The sequence below is a fragment of the Hydrocarboniphaga effusa AP103 genome (genome assembly GCF_000271305.1).
GTDB classification, from domain to species: domain Bacteria; phylum Pseudomonadota; class Gammaproteobacteria; order Nevskiales; family Nevskiaceae; genus Hydrocarboniphaga; species Hydrocarboniphaga effusa.
The window spans coordinates 2,486,005-2,504,734 of the sequence record NZ_AKGD01000001.1 but is presented as its reverse complement, the minus strand read 5'-3'; the positions used below and the strand labels follow the sequence as shown (position 1 = coordinate 2,504,734).

At 61.1% G+C, this 18,730-nt stretch carries 10 protein-coding genes and 1 pseudogene; all 11 read right to left on the bottom strand.

Going from position 1 to position 18,730, the window contains the following annotated elements:
- Positions 1–62 precede the first annotated feature (62 nt).
- Positions 63–1,076: a tetratricopeptide repeat protein gene (locus WQQ_RS10955; RefSeq protein WP_192812958.1), complete on the bottom strand. Its 1,014-nt coding sequence runs from the start codon at positions 1,074–1,076 to the stop codon at positions 63–65.
- Between the two features lie 122 nt (positions 1,077–1,198).
- The gene (gene lpxL, locus WQQ_RS10950; protein ID WP_007185232.1) at positions 1,199–2,131 is read right to left on the bottom strand and encodes an LpxL/LpxP family Kdo(2)-lipid IV(A) lauroyl/palmitoleoyl acyltransferase; all 933 of its coding nucleotides are present in this window, start codon (positions 2,129–2,131) and stop codon (positions 1,199–1,201) included.
- 127 nt (positions 2,132–2,258) lie between these two features.
- Complete coding sequence (locus WQQ_RS25100) at positions 2,259–4,274, bottom strand: glycoside hydrolase family 32 protein (protein ID WP_040453404.1); 2,016 nt, start codon at positions 4,272–4,274, stop codon at positions 2,259–2,261.
- 74 nt (positions 4,275–4,348) lie between these two features.
- Positions 4,349–6,079, bottom strand: a complete 1,731-nt coding sequence (locus WQQ_RS10940; RefSeq protein WP_007185230.1) for a RagB/SusD family nutrient uptake outer membrane protein — start codon at positions 6,077–6,079, stop codon at positions 4,349–4,351.
- Positions 6,080–6,133: 54 nt separating this feature from the next.
- The gene (locus WQQ_RS10935) at positions 6,134–9,145 is read right to left on the bottom strand and encodes a SusC/RagA family TonB-linked outer membrane protein (RefSeq protein WP_202800623.1); all 3,012 of its coding nucleotides are present in this window, start codon (positions 9,143–9,145) and stop codon (positions 6,134–6,136) included.
- Between the two features lie 396 nt (positions 9,146–9,541).
- A complete protein-coding gene (locus WQQ_RS10930; RefSeq protein ID WP_007185228.1) occupies positions 9,542–10,513 on the bottom strand; it encodes a carbohydrate kinase family protein in 972 nt (323 codons plus the stop codon).
- A 63-nt stretch (positions 10,514–10,576) separates the two neighbouring features.
- Positions 10,577–11,512: an ABC transporter substrate-binding protein gene (locus tag WQQ_RS10925; RefSeq protein WP_007185227.1), complete on the bottom strand. Its 936-nt coding sequence runs from the start codon at positions 11,510–11,512 to the stop codon at positions 10,577–10,579.
- 61 nt (positions 11,513–11,573) lie between these two features.
- A pseudogene (locus WQQ_RS10920) lies at positions 11,574–12,494 on the bottom strand (ABC transporter permease subunit); the annotation flags it as partial.
- 114 nt (positions 12,495–12,608) lie between these two features.
- A complete protein-coding gene (locus WQQ_RS10915) occupies positions 12,609–14,153 on the bottom strand; it encodes a sugar ABC transporter ATP-binding protein (protein WP_040453401.1) in 1,545 nt (514 codons plus the stop codon).
- Positions 14,143–15,387, bottom strand: a complete 1,245-nt coding sequence (locus WQQ_RS10910) for an ROK family transcriptional regulator (protein ID WP_007185224.1) — start codon at positions 15,385–15,387, stop codon at positions 14,143–14,145. The genes WQQ_RS10915 and WQQ_RS10910 overlap by 11 nt, the downstream gene beginning before the upstream one ends.
- A 221-nt stretch (positions 15,388–15,608) precedes the next feature.
- On the bottom strand, positions 15,609–18,389 hold the full coding sequence (locus tag WQQ_RS10905) for a glycoside hydrolase family 32 protein (RefSeq protein ID WP_157534584.1): 2,781 nt from the start codon (positions 18,387–18,389) through the stop codon (positions 15,609–15,611).
- Positions 18,390–18,730: the final 341 nt, after the last annotated feature.

Genomic DNA, 18,730 nt, shown 5'->3' with positions numbered 1-18,730 from the left:
CCGCATCCCGGCTGGGGGCCGATCAGAAAACGAGGGAAGCCTTGCCGACGCGCCGCAGGTGATCAGCGCGAATACTCGCGCGCGATCAGCCAACTCGATCCGGCCTGCTGCAGCTCGAGGGTCTTCTGCGTGGAATCGGAGAAGCTGTCCGACACGTAGCTCTGGTTGAAACTCACCGACAGGCGATCGGCCGCCAGACGGCTGAACACGGGGTTGAGCGCCTTCACCTGGATGCTCTTGGCGCGCGAGATGCGATCGCGGCGCTGCGCTTCCCAGGCCGAGCGGCCGAGGCCGCCTTCGGGGACGAAGCTCGGCGAGTAGGTCGCGAAGTAGGCGTTCAGATCCTGCGACGACCAGGCGGCGGCCCAGGCGTTGATGACGCTGGTGACGCTCGCCGCGGTGGCCGCATCCACCGTCGGGGCGGCGGCCGCCGGAGCAGACGGCGGCGGCGCCGGCACCGTCGAGGCCGGCGGCACGGAGGCCGGGACTGCAGCGGCCGGCGGCGGCGTGCTGATGGTCGGGGCGGTGGCGACCGACGTGCTGCCCTGGCCGTCGAGCTGGCCGATCAGCGCGAGCTTGGAGCGCACGCCCTGGTTGGCACCGTCGAGCGAGAGCGCACGGTTGTAGGCGGCGCCAGCGAGCGCCGCGTAGATGTCGCCCAGATTCTCGTGCGCGGTCGCGTAGCTCGGGTGCGTGGCGAGCGCGGCTTCGAGCGCATCGCGGGCCTTCTCGTAGTCGCCCTGCTGGGCGTAGAGCACCGCGAGGTTGTTGTACGGCTCGGGCAGCTGCGGGTAGTCGCGCGTGAGGTCGGCGAACATCTTCACGGCCTCGGCGCTGCGGTTCAGGCGCACCAGCACCAGCCCGCGCAGAAAGCGCGCCTGGGCGTCCTGGGGCTGCGACTTGAGCTGCGCATCGAGCTTCTTGAGCGCCTGGTCGAGCTGGCCCTGCTGCAGTAGCGTTGACGCTTCTTCGACGGCGGTAGCCGCGACCGCGGTCTGCGCCGCCGCCAGCAACAGCGCGGCCGTCAGGCCGCGACCGATCATCCTGCAGGAGTGCCAGGTCACACGTTTATTCACGCTTGGAACCTCGGGTGATTCGTGAATGGAGCGGGAAGCCCGCATCTTAGCAGCAGGCCGCCGGTGCGGGTCAGGCGCGCGACGCGCTGAATCACCGAGGGTTTTCCCCTCTCGACGCGTGCTCAGTAGAGCTTTCTCTCACCGGCAGGTCGCTTCTTGAAGCGACGATGGATCCAGAAATACTGGGGCAGCGCAAGCTGCACGCCCTCCTCGATGAGCGCATTGATGCGCCGCGCGTCGACCAGCTCGTCGCCGCTCGGGAAGTTTTCGAGCAGCGGCAGGAAACGGACCACCCAGCGCGAGCCCTCGCGGCGCGGGAAGTACGGCAGCACCCCGGCCCGGCCCATCTGCGCAAGCCGGGCGGTGGCGGTCAGGGTGAGCGTCTGCACGCCGAAAAAAGGGGCGAACACCGAAATCTTCTCGTCGAGGGTCTGGTCGGGCGCGTACCAGATCGCCCGGCCTTCGCGCAGGGCACGCACGAGCCGGCGCAGGTCGTCGCGCGGCAGGGCCGGCAGCTTCGATCGGTTCTCGCGCCAGCGGTGCATGCAGAAATCGAGCACCGCGTTGTTGTAAGGCCGGTACATGGCGTGGAACGGCAGCCGCGCGGAGGTGCACAGCACGCGGGCGCCGATCTCGAGCGTCGTGAAATGCCCGGTCAGCAGCAGGAAACCGCGGCCGGACGCCAGCGCCGCGTCGAGATGCTCGCGCCCTTCGATCGCAAACCGGGGGGCCAGCCGGGCATCCGACGCGAACCAGGCGATGCCGGCTTCGACCGCGCCCGCGCCCACCGCGGCGAAGTGCTCGCCCGCGAGCCGCTCGTGCTCCTGCTGCGGCAGATCCGGAAAGCAGACGCGCAGGTTGGTCAACACGACCTGCCGCCGGCTACCCGCGAGCCGGCCCAGTGCCCGGCCGAAACCCGATCCGAGGGCGAGCACCCAGGGCACGGGCAGCTGGACGACCAGCCAGAGCAGGCCGATCGCAAGCCAGGTCGGCCAGTACCAGGGGGCGATCAGGCGCGCGGTGAACGGAGGGGCTGCGGAGGAGTGCGGAGTCATGGCTTGCGCAGTCTAGGCAAGCCGCCGACCTGGCGTGCATTTTTCCGCAGTCCGAAGGAACTCTCTGCAAGCGGGAGAAAGTTCCTTCGGATATGGATCAACGTGCCTCCAGCACCATTGGGATGCCCTATCGAGAGGTGCCCTCCCAGATCGATCGCAGCTCATACGCCTGCGCCGACAACAGCGTGGTTTCGCCATCCGCGCTGAGCACCGCGGAGTCATAAACGGCGGTCGGAAACAACAAGCTTGTGAAGACCGTTCTTCCGCCATCGACGAATATTTCGATGGACGAGCGATCAACGAATATCTGCAGGGAAATCTTCTTGCCAGCATCCGCCATGGGTGCGGTCTGTATCGCGTTGAACGGGTGGCTGAACTTTGTTACCCCAGACAACGACCGGTCCAGTTTGTACTGGCCTGAGCTTCTGTCGATGCGGAAAGTCGTTTTCTCCCCTGCCTTGCTGGAGAGAACCAGATCCAGCGCTTTAGTGCCACGAAGATCCACGTCGATGTTCAGCTCGAACTGACCGGAACTCCTGGCGTTCAGCTGATCCAGCAGCTCGATCGGCTCGCCGATGGGCCCGCTCGCCAGCTCGACGCGCTCTGCACGAAGCACTTGCAGCTCTTTGACTGGCACGGAGATCAATTCGAGACCTTGCTTTCCGCGGCTCAGCTTCAGCTCACGAGGCAAGGTCATCGCACCGCGCCAGCCTTCGGTCGGGAGCTTCTGGGCGTACTCCCAATTGTTCATCCACCCCACCATGAGCGTGCGTCCGTCGGACCTGGGCACACCTGCCCATGAAACGCCCGCGTAGTTGTCCGTACCGTAGTCGAGCCAAGCCGCGATCACGGGTTTGATCGAGGCCGGCTTGTCCGAAAACCGGATGTCGCTGACCTCGGTGTATCCCCAGTCACCGCCAACCCCATCGACGATCTCGAGCGTTGCGGACTTCCCGATCCAAGCTGAAACATCCCAGTTGACCGTCACCGGATGCTCGGCGAGATCGTTGTTGCGACCGGTCTCCGTGCGCACGACGACATCGTCGACCAGAAGCTGCATGCCGGCGATTCCGGGATATCGTCCACCGCCGATCTGGAAATTGATGTTGCGCTTTTCGATTTTGAACGGGCGCGACCGCAGGACGCCGGTCGCGTCGGGGATATCCTTGGAGGATCGAATCGATAGCGGCGGGCGCAGCGCCGCCTCCGCGGCGAACGCGTTGCCGGAAGCCTTCCACTGCACATCGCTGAACGGATCGAAGGCGCTTCCCATTCGCTGGGCGGAAGGCGTAATCGCAAGCCGTTTTTGGAACTCCCTGTCGAGCGTGAACGCATGGCCGTCGAAATGGCCGACGAAATACTGGGTCCCGGAACCGCCATTGGGGCCTCCTGGATTCAGACTGACCACGAGCACGGTTTTCTTGGTGCCTTCGCCTTCAACCGGCATCTCGATGAGGTCGGGACACTCCCAAACACCGCCGTGTCCGCCCCATTGCTCGCCGAAGTCACTTTCATGTGTCCAGGTTTTCAGATCCTTTGAGGAATAGAAGCTGACATGGTCCGACACGGCCAGAGTCATGATCCATTTCTTCTGCGGTTCGAACCAGGAGACTTTTGGATCCCTGAAGTCCTGGATACCTGGATTGGGCAAGACCGGATTCCCTGCAAACTTCACCCAGGTGCGCCCTTTGTCCAGGCTGTACGCCATACCCTGTGCCTGGAAATCCTTGCGCCCGGCGCTTTCCGCTATCGCATCGTGATAGGTGAACAAAGCCACCATCGCGGGATTGCCTTCCGTGCCCAGGCCCGAGGTATTGTTTTGGTCTACGACGGCGCTACCCGAGAACATCGCCCCATGCCGATCGGGAAACAGCGCGATCGGAAAGTTTTCCCAATGCACCATATCCGGACTGATCGCATGCCCCCAATGCATTGGCCCCCAGGTGTTTCCGTAGGGGTTGTACTGATAGAAAAGATGATATTCCCCCGCATGGAACACCATTCCGTTGGGATCGTTCATCCATCGCTGAGGCGGCGAAAAATGAAATTGGGGCCGTAACGGCTCTCGGTACATTTCATCCGCCATCGCGACCCCGCTGGTGATGCATGTCGCAAACACCAGAATGCCAAGCTTGGTTCTCATTGCTTTTCTCGCTGTCCAAAGTGGCGGCGCAACTGGGCGCCGCCACCGATCGCTGCTGCGAAGAGTCTGATGGCTCAATAGCCGGGCAACTGCTGGTACAGGCCGCGACTCAAATTGATCTGCTGCTGCGGAATGGGCAGATACTCGTCCCTGCCTGCCGTGAACGAGGCACTCTGGAGGTAGGGCTTGCGGCCCCCTTCCACCGCGAGATAGGCATCGATCGTCGACTTGGCGACGCCCCAACGTACCAAGTCGAAGAAGCGATAGCCCTCAAGCCCAAGCTCCAAACGCCGCTCGATCCTCAACGCTTTGCGTGCGGCCTCCTGATCGGCGAATGACGAATAGGTCGAGATGCGGTAAGTACTGCCCGTGCCGACGAGCCGGCCCTGACTGTTGGCAGCCCGTGTTCTCAAGCTATTGATGATGGGTAGGGCTTCGTCTTGCCGCCCGAGTTCGATCAGGGCCTCGGCTTTCCACAGCAGCACATCGGCGTACCGAACCAGCACGGTGTTCATCGAGGAAATGAAGAACGGTCCATTCTGAGCAAGCGCCGGACTGTCGCGACTCACGAGTTCCTTCATCGACACATAGCTACCGTAAGTGGCCGGGTTGCGTGCCCATGCGTTCCCCTGATGAACGGCGGTCGGACCGGTGCCGGTGCTGTACTTGAAAGGCTTTCCCTCCATCGAGACCGTGTGATCGAGGCGTGGATCGACCGGATCTGACAGCTTGTAGTTCGCGTTGTTTGCCGCGTCGTACGGCAGCCCATTTTGAGTCTTGAAGGAGTTGACGAAGTTTTCCGTCGGAATATGGAACCCGCAGCAGCCGAACCCGCTGTTTCCGACCGGATAGTTCAGCGCAGTAGGCCACGATCCGCGCCCGCCGTTGCCTTCAACCGAGCCATCGTCGACCGAGCGCTGAATCGCAAAGACCGACTCCTTGTTGTTGTCGAACTGCGGCAGGAAGTTGTCGCCGTAATCCGATAGCAGTCCATACAGCCCCGAAGCTTCGATTTCCTCGACCAGGCTCACTACCTCCCGGAGCTTGGCCTGATCGATCGATACCACAGCGTGCGTATCGTTCTGGACATAGGCCTGATACAGCAGCGCCTTGGCCAGCATCGCCTTGGCGGCGAACTTTGCCGCACGACCCACCTGAGTTTGAGTAGGCGGAAGCTTTTCCGCCGCGATCCTGAAATCGGTGACGATCAGATCCCACAGCTCCTGATCGGAGAACTGCATGTTGGAGATGTTCTTGATGTCGTCCTGCGGGACATTCTCGTCGATGTAGGGAACGTGCTTGTGATGAATCTTCAAGTCGAAGTAGACGAGGCCACGCAGGAAATGAAGCTCGCCCTGGCGTATCGCCTTCTGCGGATAGTCGGCATCCGAAACGTCGGCCATCGTGCGCAGGGCTGTATTGGCACGAGAGATGGCAGTGTAGTTTCGTTGCCATTTCTTGTCGTTCAGATCGACGAAATCGGGCGGGAACGACGCCATGTCGGGCACGATCAGGTTGTACATCGACAGCGCGTGATAGACGAAGATATCGCTGGGACCGTTACCTCCCTTGTGCGCGTCGCCTGCCCTCAGGTTTCCCGTCGGCCACAGGAAGTTGGGAGCCGTGTAGTGGTCGTTTCCAATATAGGAATACGCTGCAGTCACCAGACCATCGAGATTCTCGATGGTCTGAACTTCAGCTTCGGTGAGTGTTCCGGAAGGCTCCTTCTCGAGCCCTGCCTCGCCGCACGCCGACAGCGCAAGGATCAGCGCAAGCGGCAGCAGTTTCTTGTGATGGATCTTCATGTCCAGCTCCTCATCGCTTAATTTGGTTTGTCCGGGTCGGATCGCAGCGCCGGACTAGAACGTGGCCTCGAGGCCAAACGTGTACCGCTTCGGTACCGGGAACGAACTGCCGGGGCTCTCCGGATCCTGGATGAGCGTTCCACTTGGCTTGACGGTCAGAATGTTCTGCGCCTGCAGGAAAACACGGGCAGTCTTCAAGTTGAAAAAGCTCAGTACGCGACCCGCCGGTGAATATCCGACGGAAAGGTTACGCAGCTTCAGATACGTGCCCTTTTCCCAGTAGTAGGTCGATTCCCGTCCTTCATTGTTGCTGTCCACCAGGGTCAGCGCCGGAACACTGCTGCCCGTGTTTGACGGCGACCAGGCATCGAGGGTGCGATAGCCGTAGTTGGAGCCTGCATTCAGCGATGTGAAGTCCGTGAAGCCCTGCCAGTAGTTCTTCACCAGGCCACCATGCACGCCTTGCCAGAACATGTTGAAGTCCCAGTTCTGGTACTTCACATCGAAGTTCAGGCCGAACGTGGAATCGGGATCGGTGGTACCGAAAAAGTCCTGGTCCTTGTCGTTGATGACGCCGTCGCCATTGAGATCCCGGTATCGAATCCGGCCTGGTGCGGCACCCGACTGAGTGGCGTGGGCCTCGACCTCGGCCTGATTCTGGAAAAGTCCGTCGGCGTAGTAGCCGAAGATCGAGTTGACCGATCGGCCAAGGATGGTTTTGGTCTGGCCATCGCCACCGAACGAGTTCACGACGTCATCGGGCAGCGCAAGCACCTTGTTGGTGACGACGGAGTAGTTCGCCGACACGCTGACGTCAAACCGTCCGATACGATCGAACTCGAGCGCCGTGTTGTATCCCAGCAGGATTTCGAAACCTTTGTTCTCGATCGTGCCGCCGTTGACCACCCGAAGTGCACCCTCCCCCTCGGCGGCGAGCGGCTTGGTGAGGGTCAGGATGTCGTCCGTGCGCTTCCTGAACCAGTCGAAAGAGCCGAAGAACTGGTTGTCCAGCATCGAGAAATCGAGGCCCAGATTCGTCTGGGTCGAGGTCTCCCACTTCAGATCCTCGTTGCCCATCTGAACTCTCGCGAAGCCCGATGGCAGGCTGCCCGAATTGACGCCATTGAGATCGTAGGCCGTTCCCTCATCCTGCTGGTTGGTGAACAGCGACGTCGTCGAGTATCGCGGCACGAAGATCGTAGACGTGGCGCCGGTGCTGATCTCCTGGTTTCCGTTCTGGCCCCAACTCGCACGGAACTTCAGATCGTTGATCGAATCGAGGTTGAAGAACGGCTCGTTGGAGATTCTCCAGCCCGCGGATACCGAGGGAAAGTTGCCCCAGCGGTTGTTGCTTCCGAACCGCGAGGATCCATCGCGACGTACCGTCACGGAGGCCAGGTATTTCTGGTCGTAGTCGTAATCGATCTTCGTGAAGTAAGACTGCAATCCCCAGGAATCGCCGCCGCCTCCCACTGAAGGGTTGGTCGTCCCTTGGCTGAGGTAGGCGAAATTCCGGTTCAGGGAAGCGAAGCCGCTGACGGCCCCAAAGAAGTTCTCGGACCTGAAATCGATGGTCTCGGTGCCCGCCAGGACCGTGAAGTTGTGATCGTCACCCAACGTGAATTTGTATTCGCCGGTGTTGGAGAAGACCAGCGTGTACTGCCAGGATTCGGAAGTGTTGAGACTGTCCAGAAAGCTCAGATTTCCCGCTTGCGCAGCGCGTTTGTAGTTCCTGAAATAGAACCTGCCGTAGTCGATGCCCAGGTTGCTTCTCAGCTGGAGATCTTCGATCGGGCGATACTCAACAAAGATGTTGCCCATGACCTTGTTGAACCTGCTGATGTTGTCCTTGTTCTGATCGATGATCCGAACCGGATTGTCGCGATCCGTGACGCCCCCGGTCGGTCCTCCATAGCCCTTGCCGTCCGCGGTGCGGATCGGCACGATCGATTGCTGCTCGATGGCGAGGCCGAGGATCTGTCCGGCCAGATCGTTGACCACATTCTCGCGTTGATTGTTGATGTAGAAGTTTTCGCCGATGGTGACTTTGTCGTCGAACAGGCTGTGATCCGAATTCAGTCGCAGCGAAATCCTTTCGAAGCCGGATTCCTTCACGATGCCTCTGGCATCGTAGTAACCGACCGATGTATAGAACCTCGATCCTTCGCCGGCGTTCGAGAGCGATACGTTGACATCGCGAACGGTTGCCTGCTGCGTGACGGCCTCGAACCAGTTGGTGTTGGCCGGCTGCATGGTCATTGCACCGTCGATGTAGCGATTGCCCGCGGCATCGGTAAAGCGACCGTAAGTCACTCCATTGAGGACAGGGTTGTCGAAGTCGTTGTTCCAGTCGTAGAGATAAAGCGAGCTGGCATTATTCGGATGGGTTCGATCATTGATCGCAGCATTGAACACAGCCTGCGCACGCTGCGGGGTGTTCAAGGGGTGAACGTTGTAGCCGAACTGCTCGATCGACTGGTTCGCACGGATGGACAGATCCATTCCGGGCGCGCCCTTCTTCGTCGTGATGACGATGACGCCGTTACCTGCGCGCGCGCCATAAATGCTCGCAGTCGCCGCATCCCTCAGAACCTGGATCGAATCGATATCGTTCGGGTTGAGGGACTCCAGCCCCGCAAGCGTGGGCACACCATCAATGACGTACAGCGGGTCGTTGAACCCCAGAGGTCCCAGTCCTTGTCCACGAATGCGTATCAGCGCTTTGGCATTCGGGTTGCCGCTGGTGGTGATCTGCACACCGGGTAATCGGCCCTGCAAGCTGCGAATGACGTTGCCCGAAGGCTGATCGGCGATCTCGCCGATATCCACGACCGAGGCGGCGCCGATGATGTCTTTCTTAGCGGACGTCGAGTAGCCCGTCACGACGATCTCTTCGATGGCACCGGTCGAAGCGGCCGGTTCCTCGCCTTGCTCGGATGCGTCCTTGTCCTCGCTGACCTCCTGCGTACTCGGCGCCGCCGAGTCGTCCTGCGCATGAGCCACGCTGCAGCCAGCCACACAGGCGGCCGCGAGCGTGTACAACATATATAATGGCGTGGTGTTCATGGTTCTCCCCCTCTCTCCTCACGTTAGTTGTCATCGTTGCTGCCAGAGAACTGCTTGCTGCTGAAACTCGAATCGAGCTTCTGGCGGTTTTCTCCCCACCGACGTGGAGATACGGCTACCTGAAACCGACGATGGGCAGGCCAAAGAGAGCCCCCCCCACATCGCAAAGGCGATCTGGAAAATGTTCGCTGGGAGATATCGGCTGCCGTCGGCAAAGAGGGGACGCTGCCGATTTGAGTCAAATCGGACAATCCCGCGCGGCCAGCGCTATCTCGGTGCAATGTTCCAAGCGAGCCTGCGTTGCACCGCCGCAGTGCCTGGTTAGTTGGTTTCAGATTTCCGCTGCTGGTTTTCCTCTTGTCGCGTTGCTTGGACCGTCTGAAACAGACGGACCAGTTACCCGAGCCAGGCGCGGTCGGCCGTTGAGCGACTGCACATCCAATCGATGATGTCCGCCTTGTACGGCATGTCGGCGCCCAGCCTGGTACAGGTCAATGCGGCGGCTTGGGCGGCGTATTCCAGCATGCGGTGGAGATGGATCGAATCGATGGACGAGGCCGCGCCTGCCGCCAGATTTCCGGTATCGGCCAGCCAGCTCAGCATTGCCGACTGAAATGTATCTCCCGCCCCCACCGTGTCGATGACATCGACGGGCTTGCCATCCACTTCCGCAAAGGCAGAATGATTCCAAGCCCGCGCACCGCGCTCGCCTCGAGTGATCACCACCAGTGCGGCGCCGGCATCGAGCCAGCGATGTGCAAGCTCCGCATGCTGGATTCCGTGATAGATGAGCTGAACATCTTCTTCGCTGATCTTGATGACATCCGACAGTTTCACGAGTTGTTCTATACGCGCGAGCCAGACTTCGATCGATGGCTCGACGTTGAGCCGCACATTCGGATCGTAGGAAATCAGGCGAGTGCCGCGCTCACGACGGATCAGGGTTTCAAAAGTCAGGCCGACAGGCTCCACTACCGCGCTGAACGAGCCGATATGAATCGCCCGGATGCTCTCGTCCAGCCTCATCAGATGCTGGACCGTGATCCCGCGATCCGCCGTGCCCACGCCGTAAAAGGCATATTCCGGATTCCCGCCGATGTCCGCGCTGACCAGCCCCAGCGCCGTTGGAGCATCGAGCCGAACCAGGTACTGGACGCCGACTCCGTCGGCCTCCAAGGCGGACACAAGCCGGCTTCCCAACATGTCGTTGGCGATACCTCCAAAAAACTGGACCGGCTTTTCCTGGCGCGCCAAGCCGATGGCGACGTTGAACGGCGAGCCGCCGGGCCGGGCAGCCATCTGCAAATGCGCGCCGGCACTTCCCGCAATGAACACATCGAACAGCGCTTCACCACACACCAGAAACATGGGACTACCTTTCGCAGGAGGAATCACGGGGAGAGACGTCGGTTGCGCGCACGACCAATCCGATCATTGAGGCGTGGCCCAGCCCCGATAAGTGGCGACGTCATCACGCGTGACCAGGGTCGGAGGGATCAGCAGTACCGGTTGCTCGGGACGCTTGCCACCGACGATGCCAGCGCCCAGCTCCACTGCCTGGCGCGCCATCGCCCAGGGGTTCTGGCTGGCGGAGGCGGAGATCAGGCTGTTCTTGTTCTTGAGGGCGACTTCGATGTCCGGAGCGCCGTCCACAGAGGTGATCACGATGCCGGTACGCTTGAACTGCCGCGCGGCCAGATCGCTGCCGATCGCCTGCGGATCATTGGTGGCGAACACGCCGTCGATCTTCGGAAAGCGCACCAGCAGCCCCTGCATCACGCTGAGGCCGCCATCGCGTGAACCCTTGCCATCCTGATCATCCGACAGCACCTTGATGCCGGGCTGCTTTGAAAGCACGCTCTTGCAGCCATTGACGCGATCGATCACGGCCGACACCTGCGGCCCGTTCTCGATGATGACGTTGCCCTTGCCTTGCAGCTTGTCGACGATGTGCTGACAAGCCATCGCTCCGGCTTTGACGTTGTCGGTTTGCACCGTGGCATCGGCCCCTGCGGCCGACACGTCGACAGCGATCACCACGATTCCCGCTTTCTGCGCACGACGCACGGCGGGCTCGATGGCTTTCGGATCGGCTGCGTTGATGACGATCATGTCGACGCGCGCCGATATGAAGCTGTCGATCTGATTGAACTGCTTGTTGAGGTCGTAGTCCGCAGACAGCGCAGTCACCTTGACGTGCGGGTTCAACAGCTTGGCCTGGCTTTCCACACCACGCACGATGGCGACAAAAAAGGGATTCCCCAGCGAACCGACGGTGACCCCGATGGACTTCAGTTCCTTGGCCGCCGCCGGGTTGGCGATGCAGGCCAAGGACACCAGCGCTGCGGTGAAAAACAATCTGATCATGCAACTCCTCCTCGGCTTCTGCCGGCGACGCTCGGCCGGGAAGCCTGATGCTTGTCAATGGTTATGTACGGGCACCCGAACGGCGGTAACGATCGAGCACGACAGCGCCGATGATCACGATTCCCTTGATGATGTACTGCCAGATATCGGACACGCCCAGCAGGATCAGGCCATTGGTCAGAACCGCGATGATCAACGCGCCTACCAGGGTGCCCACGATCGAGCCGACACCGCCGACGAAACTGGTGCCGCCGAGTATCACGGCGGCGATGGCATCGAGCTCGTACGACTGGCCAAGTTGCAGACCATTGGCGGCAAACAGCCGCGACGTCGTCATGATCGCGCCAATGCCCGACAACAGCCCGGAGATGGCATAGGTGAACAGCAGCACCTTCCAGACTTTGATGCCGGAAAGCCGGGCGGCATCCGGGTTGCCGCCGACACAGTAGATCTGCACACCGAGAACCGTGCACCGCAGGATGAACCACGAAGCTCCCACAACCGCCATTGCGATCACCACCAGCCACGGCATCCCCAGAACGGACTCGTTGCCGACGAAGGCAAACGGCAGGTCCGGGTTGAACACGGTCTTGTCGTCCGCCATCAGTCGGGCGATACCGCGAACCGCCGTCAGCGAACCGAGGGTCACGATGAACGGAGGGAGTTTCAGACCCGCGATCAGGCCGCCGTTGATCAGACCGAATGCCAGCCCGGTGAAAATGGCCGCCGGAATGCTCAACATGCCGTAACCGGGCACGTTCGACACCAGCACTGCAATCACCGCCGAAGCCGCCAGCACCGAGCCGACGGACAGATCGATGCCACCCGTGAGAATCACGAACGTGAGCCCTGCTGCCAGAACGATGTTGATCGACGCCTGCTGCGTCACGATGGACAGGTTCTGTGCACTCAGAAAGCCCTCTGCACCCAGGCTGAATCCAAGGCAGAGCACCAGGAGCACGGGCAACATGCCGGCGGCGCGAAACCATCGCATCAAGTGCTCGCGAAAATGGGTGCCGGGCTGGCCTGACAGGGGGGGCATGGTTGTCGTACCTGAAGATTTCATGGGCGTTTCGTTTGCTGTGTGGGTACGGAATCAGGCTGCTGCGGACAAGCTCGCCCGATCGCCGCTGGTCGCCAGGGCAATCACCGCTTCCTGCGTAATCGGCTGACCGGTATCGCCTCCAAGCTCGCCAACGAGCTCGCCCTCCCGCATGACGAGGACCCGATCGGCAGTGCCGATGATCTCGGGCAGTTCGCTGGAGATCACGACGACCGCCATGCCTTCCTGGGCGAGCTTCGCGATGATCCTGTAGATCTCGGATTTCGCTCCGATGTCCACGCCTCGCGTCGGCTCATCGAGGATCAGAACATGCGGGCTCAGTTCGATGAGCCGCGACAGCAGCACTTTCTGCTGGTTGCCACCGGAGAGCGATCCGACATTGACGTCCGGCGAGTGCACACGAATGCCGAGCGTTCGAATGGCATCACGGCTGCGCAGCCGTGCTTTCGACAAGCTCAGCACGCCTGCGCGCGCCTCGCGGGAATAGGTGCAGACGTTGATGTTCTCGTTGACGCTCATGTCGAGAAACAAGCCCTGCGCTTTGCGATCCTCGGTCAGATACGCCAGGCCCGCGCGGATGGCGTCCAGAGGCGTGCGCATATTGATGTCGGCGCCGCGCAGGCGAATCGAACCGGAGCGCCGACGCTCGGCGCCGAACAGCAAACGCGCCAGTTCCGTCCGTCCGGCGCCCACCAGACCGGCGATGCCGAGCACTTCACCGGCATGCAGATCGAAACTGCAGTTGCGGACACGGCGCCCGTCGGAGAGGCCACGTACGGAGAGCACGCATTCGCCGCGTTGATAGACGTCGTGGGTTTTTTTGTAGAACCCCGAAAGGTCGCGCCCGACCATCATCTTCACCAGCGTTTCGGCCGAGAGCACGCTGCGATCCAGCGTCCCCACGTAGGTTCCATCGCGCAGCACGGAAACCTGGTCCGCGAGCTCGTAGATTTCTTCCATCCGATGGCTGATATAGACAATCGCCATTCCGTCTTCGCGCAGCTCGCGGATCATGCTGAAAAGCTGACCGGTTTCGCGAGACGACAATGGCGTGGTGGGCTCGTCCATCACCAGGATGCGCGCCTTGGCATGCAGCGCGCGTGCGATTTCCACCAGCTGACGCTCCGCGATGGAAAGATCACTGACCAGCGCCTCGGGACCAAAGCTTGCTCCGAGGCGCCGCAGGATGGGCTCGCACCCCTTCGCCATCGCGCGGCGGTCGACCACGCCTAAGCGACGCAACTCCCTGCCCAGATAAATGTTCTCCGCGACGGTGAGATTGGCGGAAAGACTGAACTCCTGATAGATCACCGCAATGCCGAGCGCGCGTGCGCTCAGCGGTCCGTTGATCGTCACTTCGCAGCCATCGATCAGGATGCGACTGCCCGGATCGGCCGTGTAGGCACCGGACAAGATCTTCATCAGGGTCGATTTGCCCGCGCCGTTCTCCCCCATCAGTGCGTGAATCTCTCCGGCCCGCAAGGTCAACGACACCTCGGACAGAGCCTTGACTCCGGGAAAGCTTTTGGAGATCCGGCGCATCTCCAGGATGGGGGCCTGCTTCTGTTCAACCGGCATGATCTGCCTCTATCGATTCGACGCTGCCGCGCAGGATTTCAGCGCGCGGCGAATAACTGAAAAACATCGGCAGGCAGGCGGCTCCAACGGCACCTGCGTCGGATCCGAAAGTGCCACGGACGAACTCGGGCACACTTCGCGCTTCGGGCGCCTGTTGCTGCAGCAGGTTTCTCAGGCGCTCCATCAAGCAGTCGATCAACCCCGCATCGACGTCGGAGTCGATGACCAGAACCGGCACGTCGAGCAGACACACGATCGAGCGTAAAGCCGGCGCGAGTGCATCGACGCAGTCGTCCAGCCACTCCATGACGGCTGGATGGCGCTGCGCCACATAGGGTTCCAGTTCGGCAACGTTTGAGCCTATGTGCAGGCCGGAGTGACGCAGGTGGCGCTCCAGCGCGTTCAGCGATGCACGAGATAGCAGGATGTCCCATGCGGCTCGATTCGGACGTGCAGAAGGCAAGGTGCTCGAGGGCACCGGCATGACGGCGATGTCGCACGCGTTCCCGGACGCACCGAGGAGGCATTCACCGGCGATCACCGCACCTCCGCCGATGACAGCGCCCATGAACACATACGCGAAGTCATCGAACCTGCGGCCACAACCGTAGAACAGTTCGGCGATGACCGCGGCGTTGGCGTCGTTCTCGCTGAAGACCGGAATGCCGGTCGCGCGGGAAAGTTCCGCCGCGAAGTCATAGTCGTCCCAGGGCAGAAAATCCTTGCCGGCGTAGCCCAGTTCGTTTAGCCAGGCGCCCAGATTGTAGGGCTGTGCCAACCCGATACCGGCCAGTCGCTCTCGCTGCCGTGGCGGGATCACCTTCAGCACGTCCTTGATGTCCCGACACACCAGCTTCAATGCGTCTTGAGGCAACGGAAGCAGCTGACGATGTACCCGGCGCGTGAGGATTTCGCCGTTGAAATCGGTAAGAACAGTTTCGATCAACTCGCGGTCGAGGCGGACGCCTACTCCGAAAGCCCCCTTGGGATTGAGCATCAAGAGCGTGGCCGGCTGGCCGCGCTGCCCGTCGAGCATGCGTCCCTTGAGTTCGACCAGCCCATCGTTTTCCAGCGCCTGCACGATGTTGCCGATCGCGCTGTTGGCCAGATTGGTACGACGCGCCAGATCCGCTTTGGATGCCGGGCCCACGCGACGCAGCACCTGCAGAACAAGCCGCTCGTTGTAGCGTCTCAGATTGATCGAGTTTCGGCCCTGGCCGACGCGCGTTGCCATGCTTTTCTATCTCCTCGCCGCTGATCCAGTATTATTTATTTCTGGTGAATTAATTAAACAGGAGGCCCAAACCCCTGTCAACAAAATGGTGGATGCGTCAGCGACGTTGGCTTCATGTCGCGGATCACTGCCAGTCCTTGCAGCGATCCGCGACACGACTTCAGACCCAGCAACACAATGCAGGCACGAGGACTTCCTCATCCTCCGATGCTCCGCATCTCTTACTTGGTGTAGCGACTCAGATCGGTCACGGTCAGACCGTCCGCGTTGGAAAACAGGCCGACTTGGTAGTTGGCCAACGCATAAAGCCGGAAGCTGAGCGCGCGATTCCGATTCAGATACACCGCCCCCACACCCGCCACCGGATCGAGCAGCACTTCGATATCGATCCCGTCCGAACTATCGAGCGGAACAGCGACTTTCGGATTGGAGGCCGCGCCCTCCTCGCCCTGAAAGTAGAACTCGGCCTTGTCCGCTGAGGCATCTATTTTCAGGAACGCCCGTTCGTCAGGCTGCCCGCTGATTTCGCGACGCAATTGAATGCCGAACGTACTGCCTGCATTGGCACTCGTGACTTTGAAGGCCATGCGGTTCTTCACACCGAGTTCGGCGAGCGTGAACGCTGAGTTCGCCTCCATATTGACGGTCGTACCGATGGCCGAGACTCCTCCGGCAGACCACTCCATGGCGATGGGCTGTATGGCAGCAAGACCGTCGCGAATGCGCTGGGGCATCGATACGGCCAGCGCTCCGCTGCCGAGCGAGGCCACCTGATGCACCATCAGGCTGCCCCCAAAATCCGGGCCTGCATGGTCGACCCGGCCGACGGTATGGGGAACCCATCCGAACAGCAGGCGCTCGCCGGCCGTTCCCGCGCTTCTCGCGGCATAGAACCACTTGCCATCCAGTGCATCGAATGAGGGTTTGATCCAGTTGGCACCGCTCTGCTGGAGATACTTGACCTGGCGGGAAGCATCACGCTGATCGGAGTAGACGATGTAAGGCGTGTCGCCGAGCGTGAATTGATCGGCCACTTCGAAATTCAACGGAGATGCCTCGATGTACAACGGAGGCTCGGCAGACCAGTTGCTCAGATTGGTCGACGTGTATAGACCAATGGCGGCTTGCGAGGAATGCCGTGTGGTGATCAGCATCCAGTATTTTCCGGCAGACTGGTTCCAGTAGACGAACGGATCGCGGAAATCGAAGTCGCTGTAACCCGCCGATCCGCTGAAGGTATCGGCAGCAACGGGTGTCCATTTCGTCAAGGTGTTGTCGGCGGCCGTGGCGTGCATCACGGCTTCGACCGGCGCATGGTCCGCGTTGTGACCCGAATAGAAAAGATGGTACTGACCATCCTGCGCTTTCAGCACGCTTCCCGACCCGACGAACTGGTCTTGTCGGCTCGCATCACCCGAAGCCGGCAGCACTTCCTGCGGAAAAGTCGAGTTCAGCAGATCGCTGGTCTTCGCCAGTGCCCAGGAATGGAATCCCAGATTCTGCAGGTAGTAGATGTAATAGACGCCGTTCTCGTAGTACGGATTGGCATCCGCCATATCGAGATTCAACAGCTGCGTGTGACCCTCCGCTGTGCTGACGATCGAACTCGGGACCGGCGCGACAGCCGCCTTGTTCGCGGCGCGAATTTCATCGACCAGGATGAAGGGGCAGGCCCCCGTGCTGGCCGAGTTGTCGTGCCGATCGATGATCTCGATGACCGCAGTCTGACCAATCAGCGCGGATACATCCCACGACACCCAGCTCAGCTGCTTCTCCATGCCGTTACCGGTAGCGTGGCGAACGATCTTGCCGTTGACTCTCAGCACCACTGCCGTCGCCAGCGGCTGATCGTAAGCATTCGTGCCGCCACCGATGAGCAGGTTGAGATATCGCGTGGTGACCGTGAACTGGGGACTGGTCATCGTGCCGGTCGCCTCCCATCCGTAGTCGACGCCCGACGAACCCATGTCGTCGGCGAATCCCGGACCGTAACTGGCGAACAGGCGCTCTCCGACCGTACCCGCGATATCGGCGCCCCACTGGCCGCCATTCAGCCGGATGATATCCCCCGTGCTGACAAAGCCATGCTCCTGATAGGTGTTGTAGCCACCACAACAGAACTCGAAGCCCGCGATGTTCTGCCCCGGGTTGCCCACGCGCGTAAAGGCCGACGCGCCCTCGCTGGCCGGTGCCGCGCTCAAGACCGGAGTTGCGGGCACTTTGCTGGCGGCAGGCGGAGCCACGGCGGCCTTGTCCGCAGCGCGAAACTCATCCGCCAGGATGTACGGAACCGCAGTATCGGAGCCGTCGTTCGGATGATGGTCGATGAACTTGACGACGGCCGTCTGCCCCTCGAGATCCCTCACGTCCCAACTGGTCCAGACGATCTCGTTCTCCTCGTCGTTGCCGGGGGCCTGTCTTACGACGGCCCCGTCGACGATCAGGACGACAGCCGTTGCATTGACTCCATCGAATCGATTCCTGCCGCCGCCGATCAGAAAATTGATGTAGTCCTTGGTGATGACGAAGGCGGGGCTGGAGATCTCGCCGGTGGCACCCGGGCCGAGCTGTGCGGCGGTCGTATCCGTATCATCCTCGTAGCCGTCGCCATAGCTCGAAAAGACCCGCTCGCCGATGTGGCCCGCGATATCGGCGCCCCAGAAGCCGCCGTCGAGCTTGATGAAGTCTCCCTGTGCATCGGTAAAGCCGTGTTCTTGATAGGTGTCGTACTGCGCACAGCAAAACTCGAAGCCGGCGATGTTCTGCCCCGGGTCCGAGCTCCTGACGAAGAGGCTCTGCCCCTCCGTCGCGGGCACGTCGGTGATCGGCACGTCGGATTCGCCCGGTTCTTCCGGCTCTTCCGGAACCTCGGGCATCCCGCCCGCGCCCAAATCCGCCTCATCGAACTGAATGCTTACGCTGCAACCCGGAACCAAGGACGCACTGGCCACATAGAAGGCGCCGTGCATCAAGACTCTCAGCAGCTTCTCAACATTTTTCATTATTTTCTCCTCGCAAAAGCTGGCTACGTCGGCCGTTTCATTCGACGCCACGCAGCGTCGATCCGTACTTCCAGTCACCGGCGCGCATACGGCGAGCCAGTGGCCGTTGTTTCGTGGGTGATGCCGTGAAGCCTTGCGGATGCGCCATCGCCCGCTCCGCGCTCCGCCAAGAGCCGATCCGCGACGCGGGACGCTCAGGCGGGGAAGCGAATTCCGAACCAGCGCTTCCGGAAAGCGCTCACGACCGATCGGCAGAAGATTTCGTGAATGTTCGAAGCCCTGAGGGGGACTGCGTCCGCCTCTTCTTTCGACGACGTGAATCGCTCGTGATTCCCGCAGGG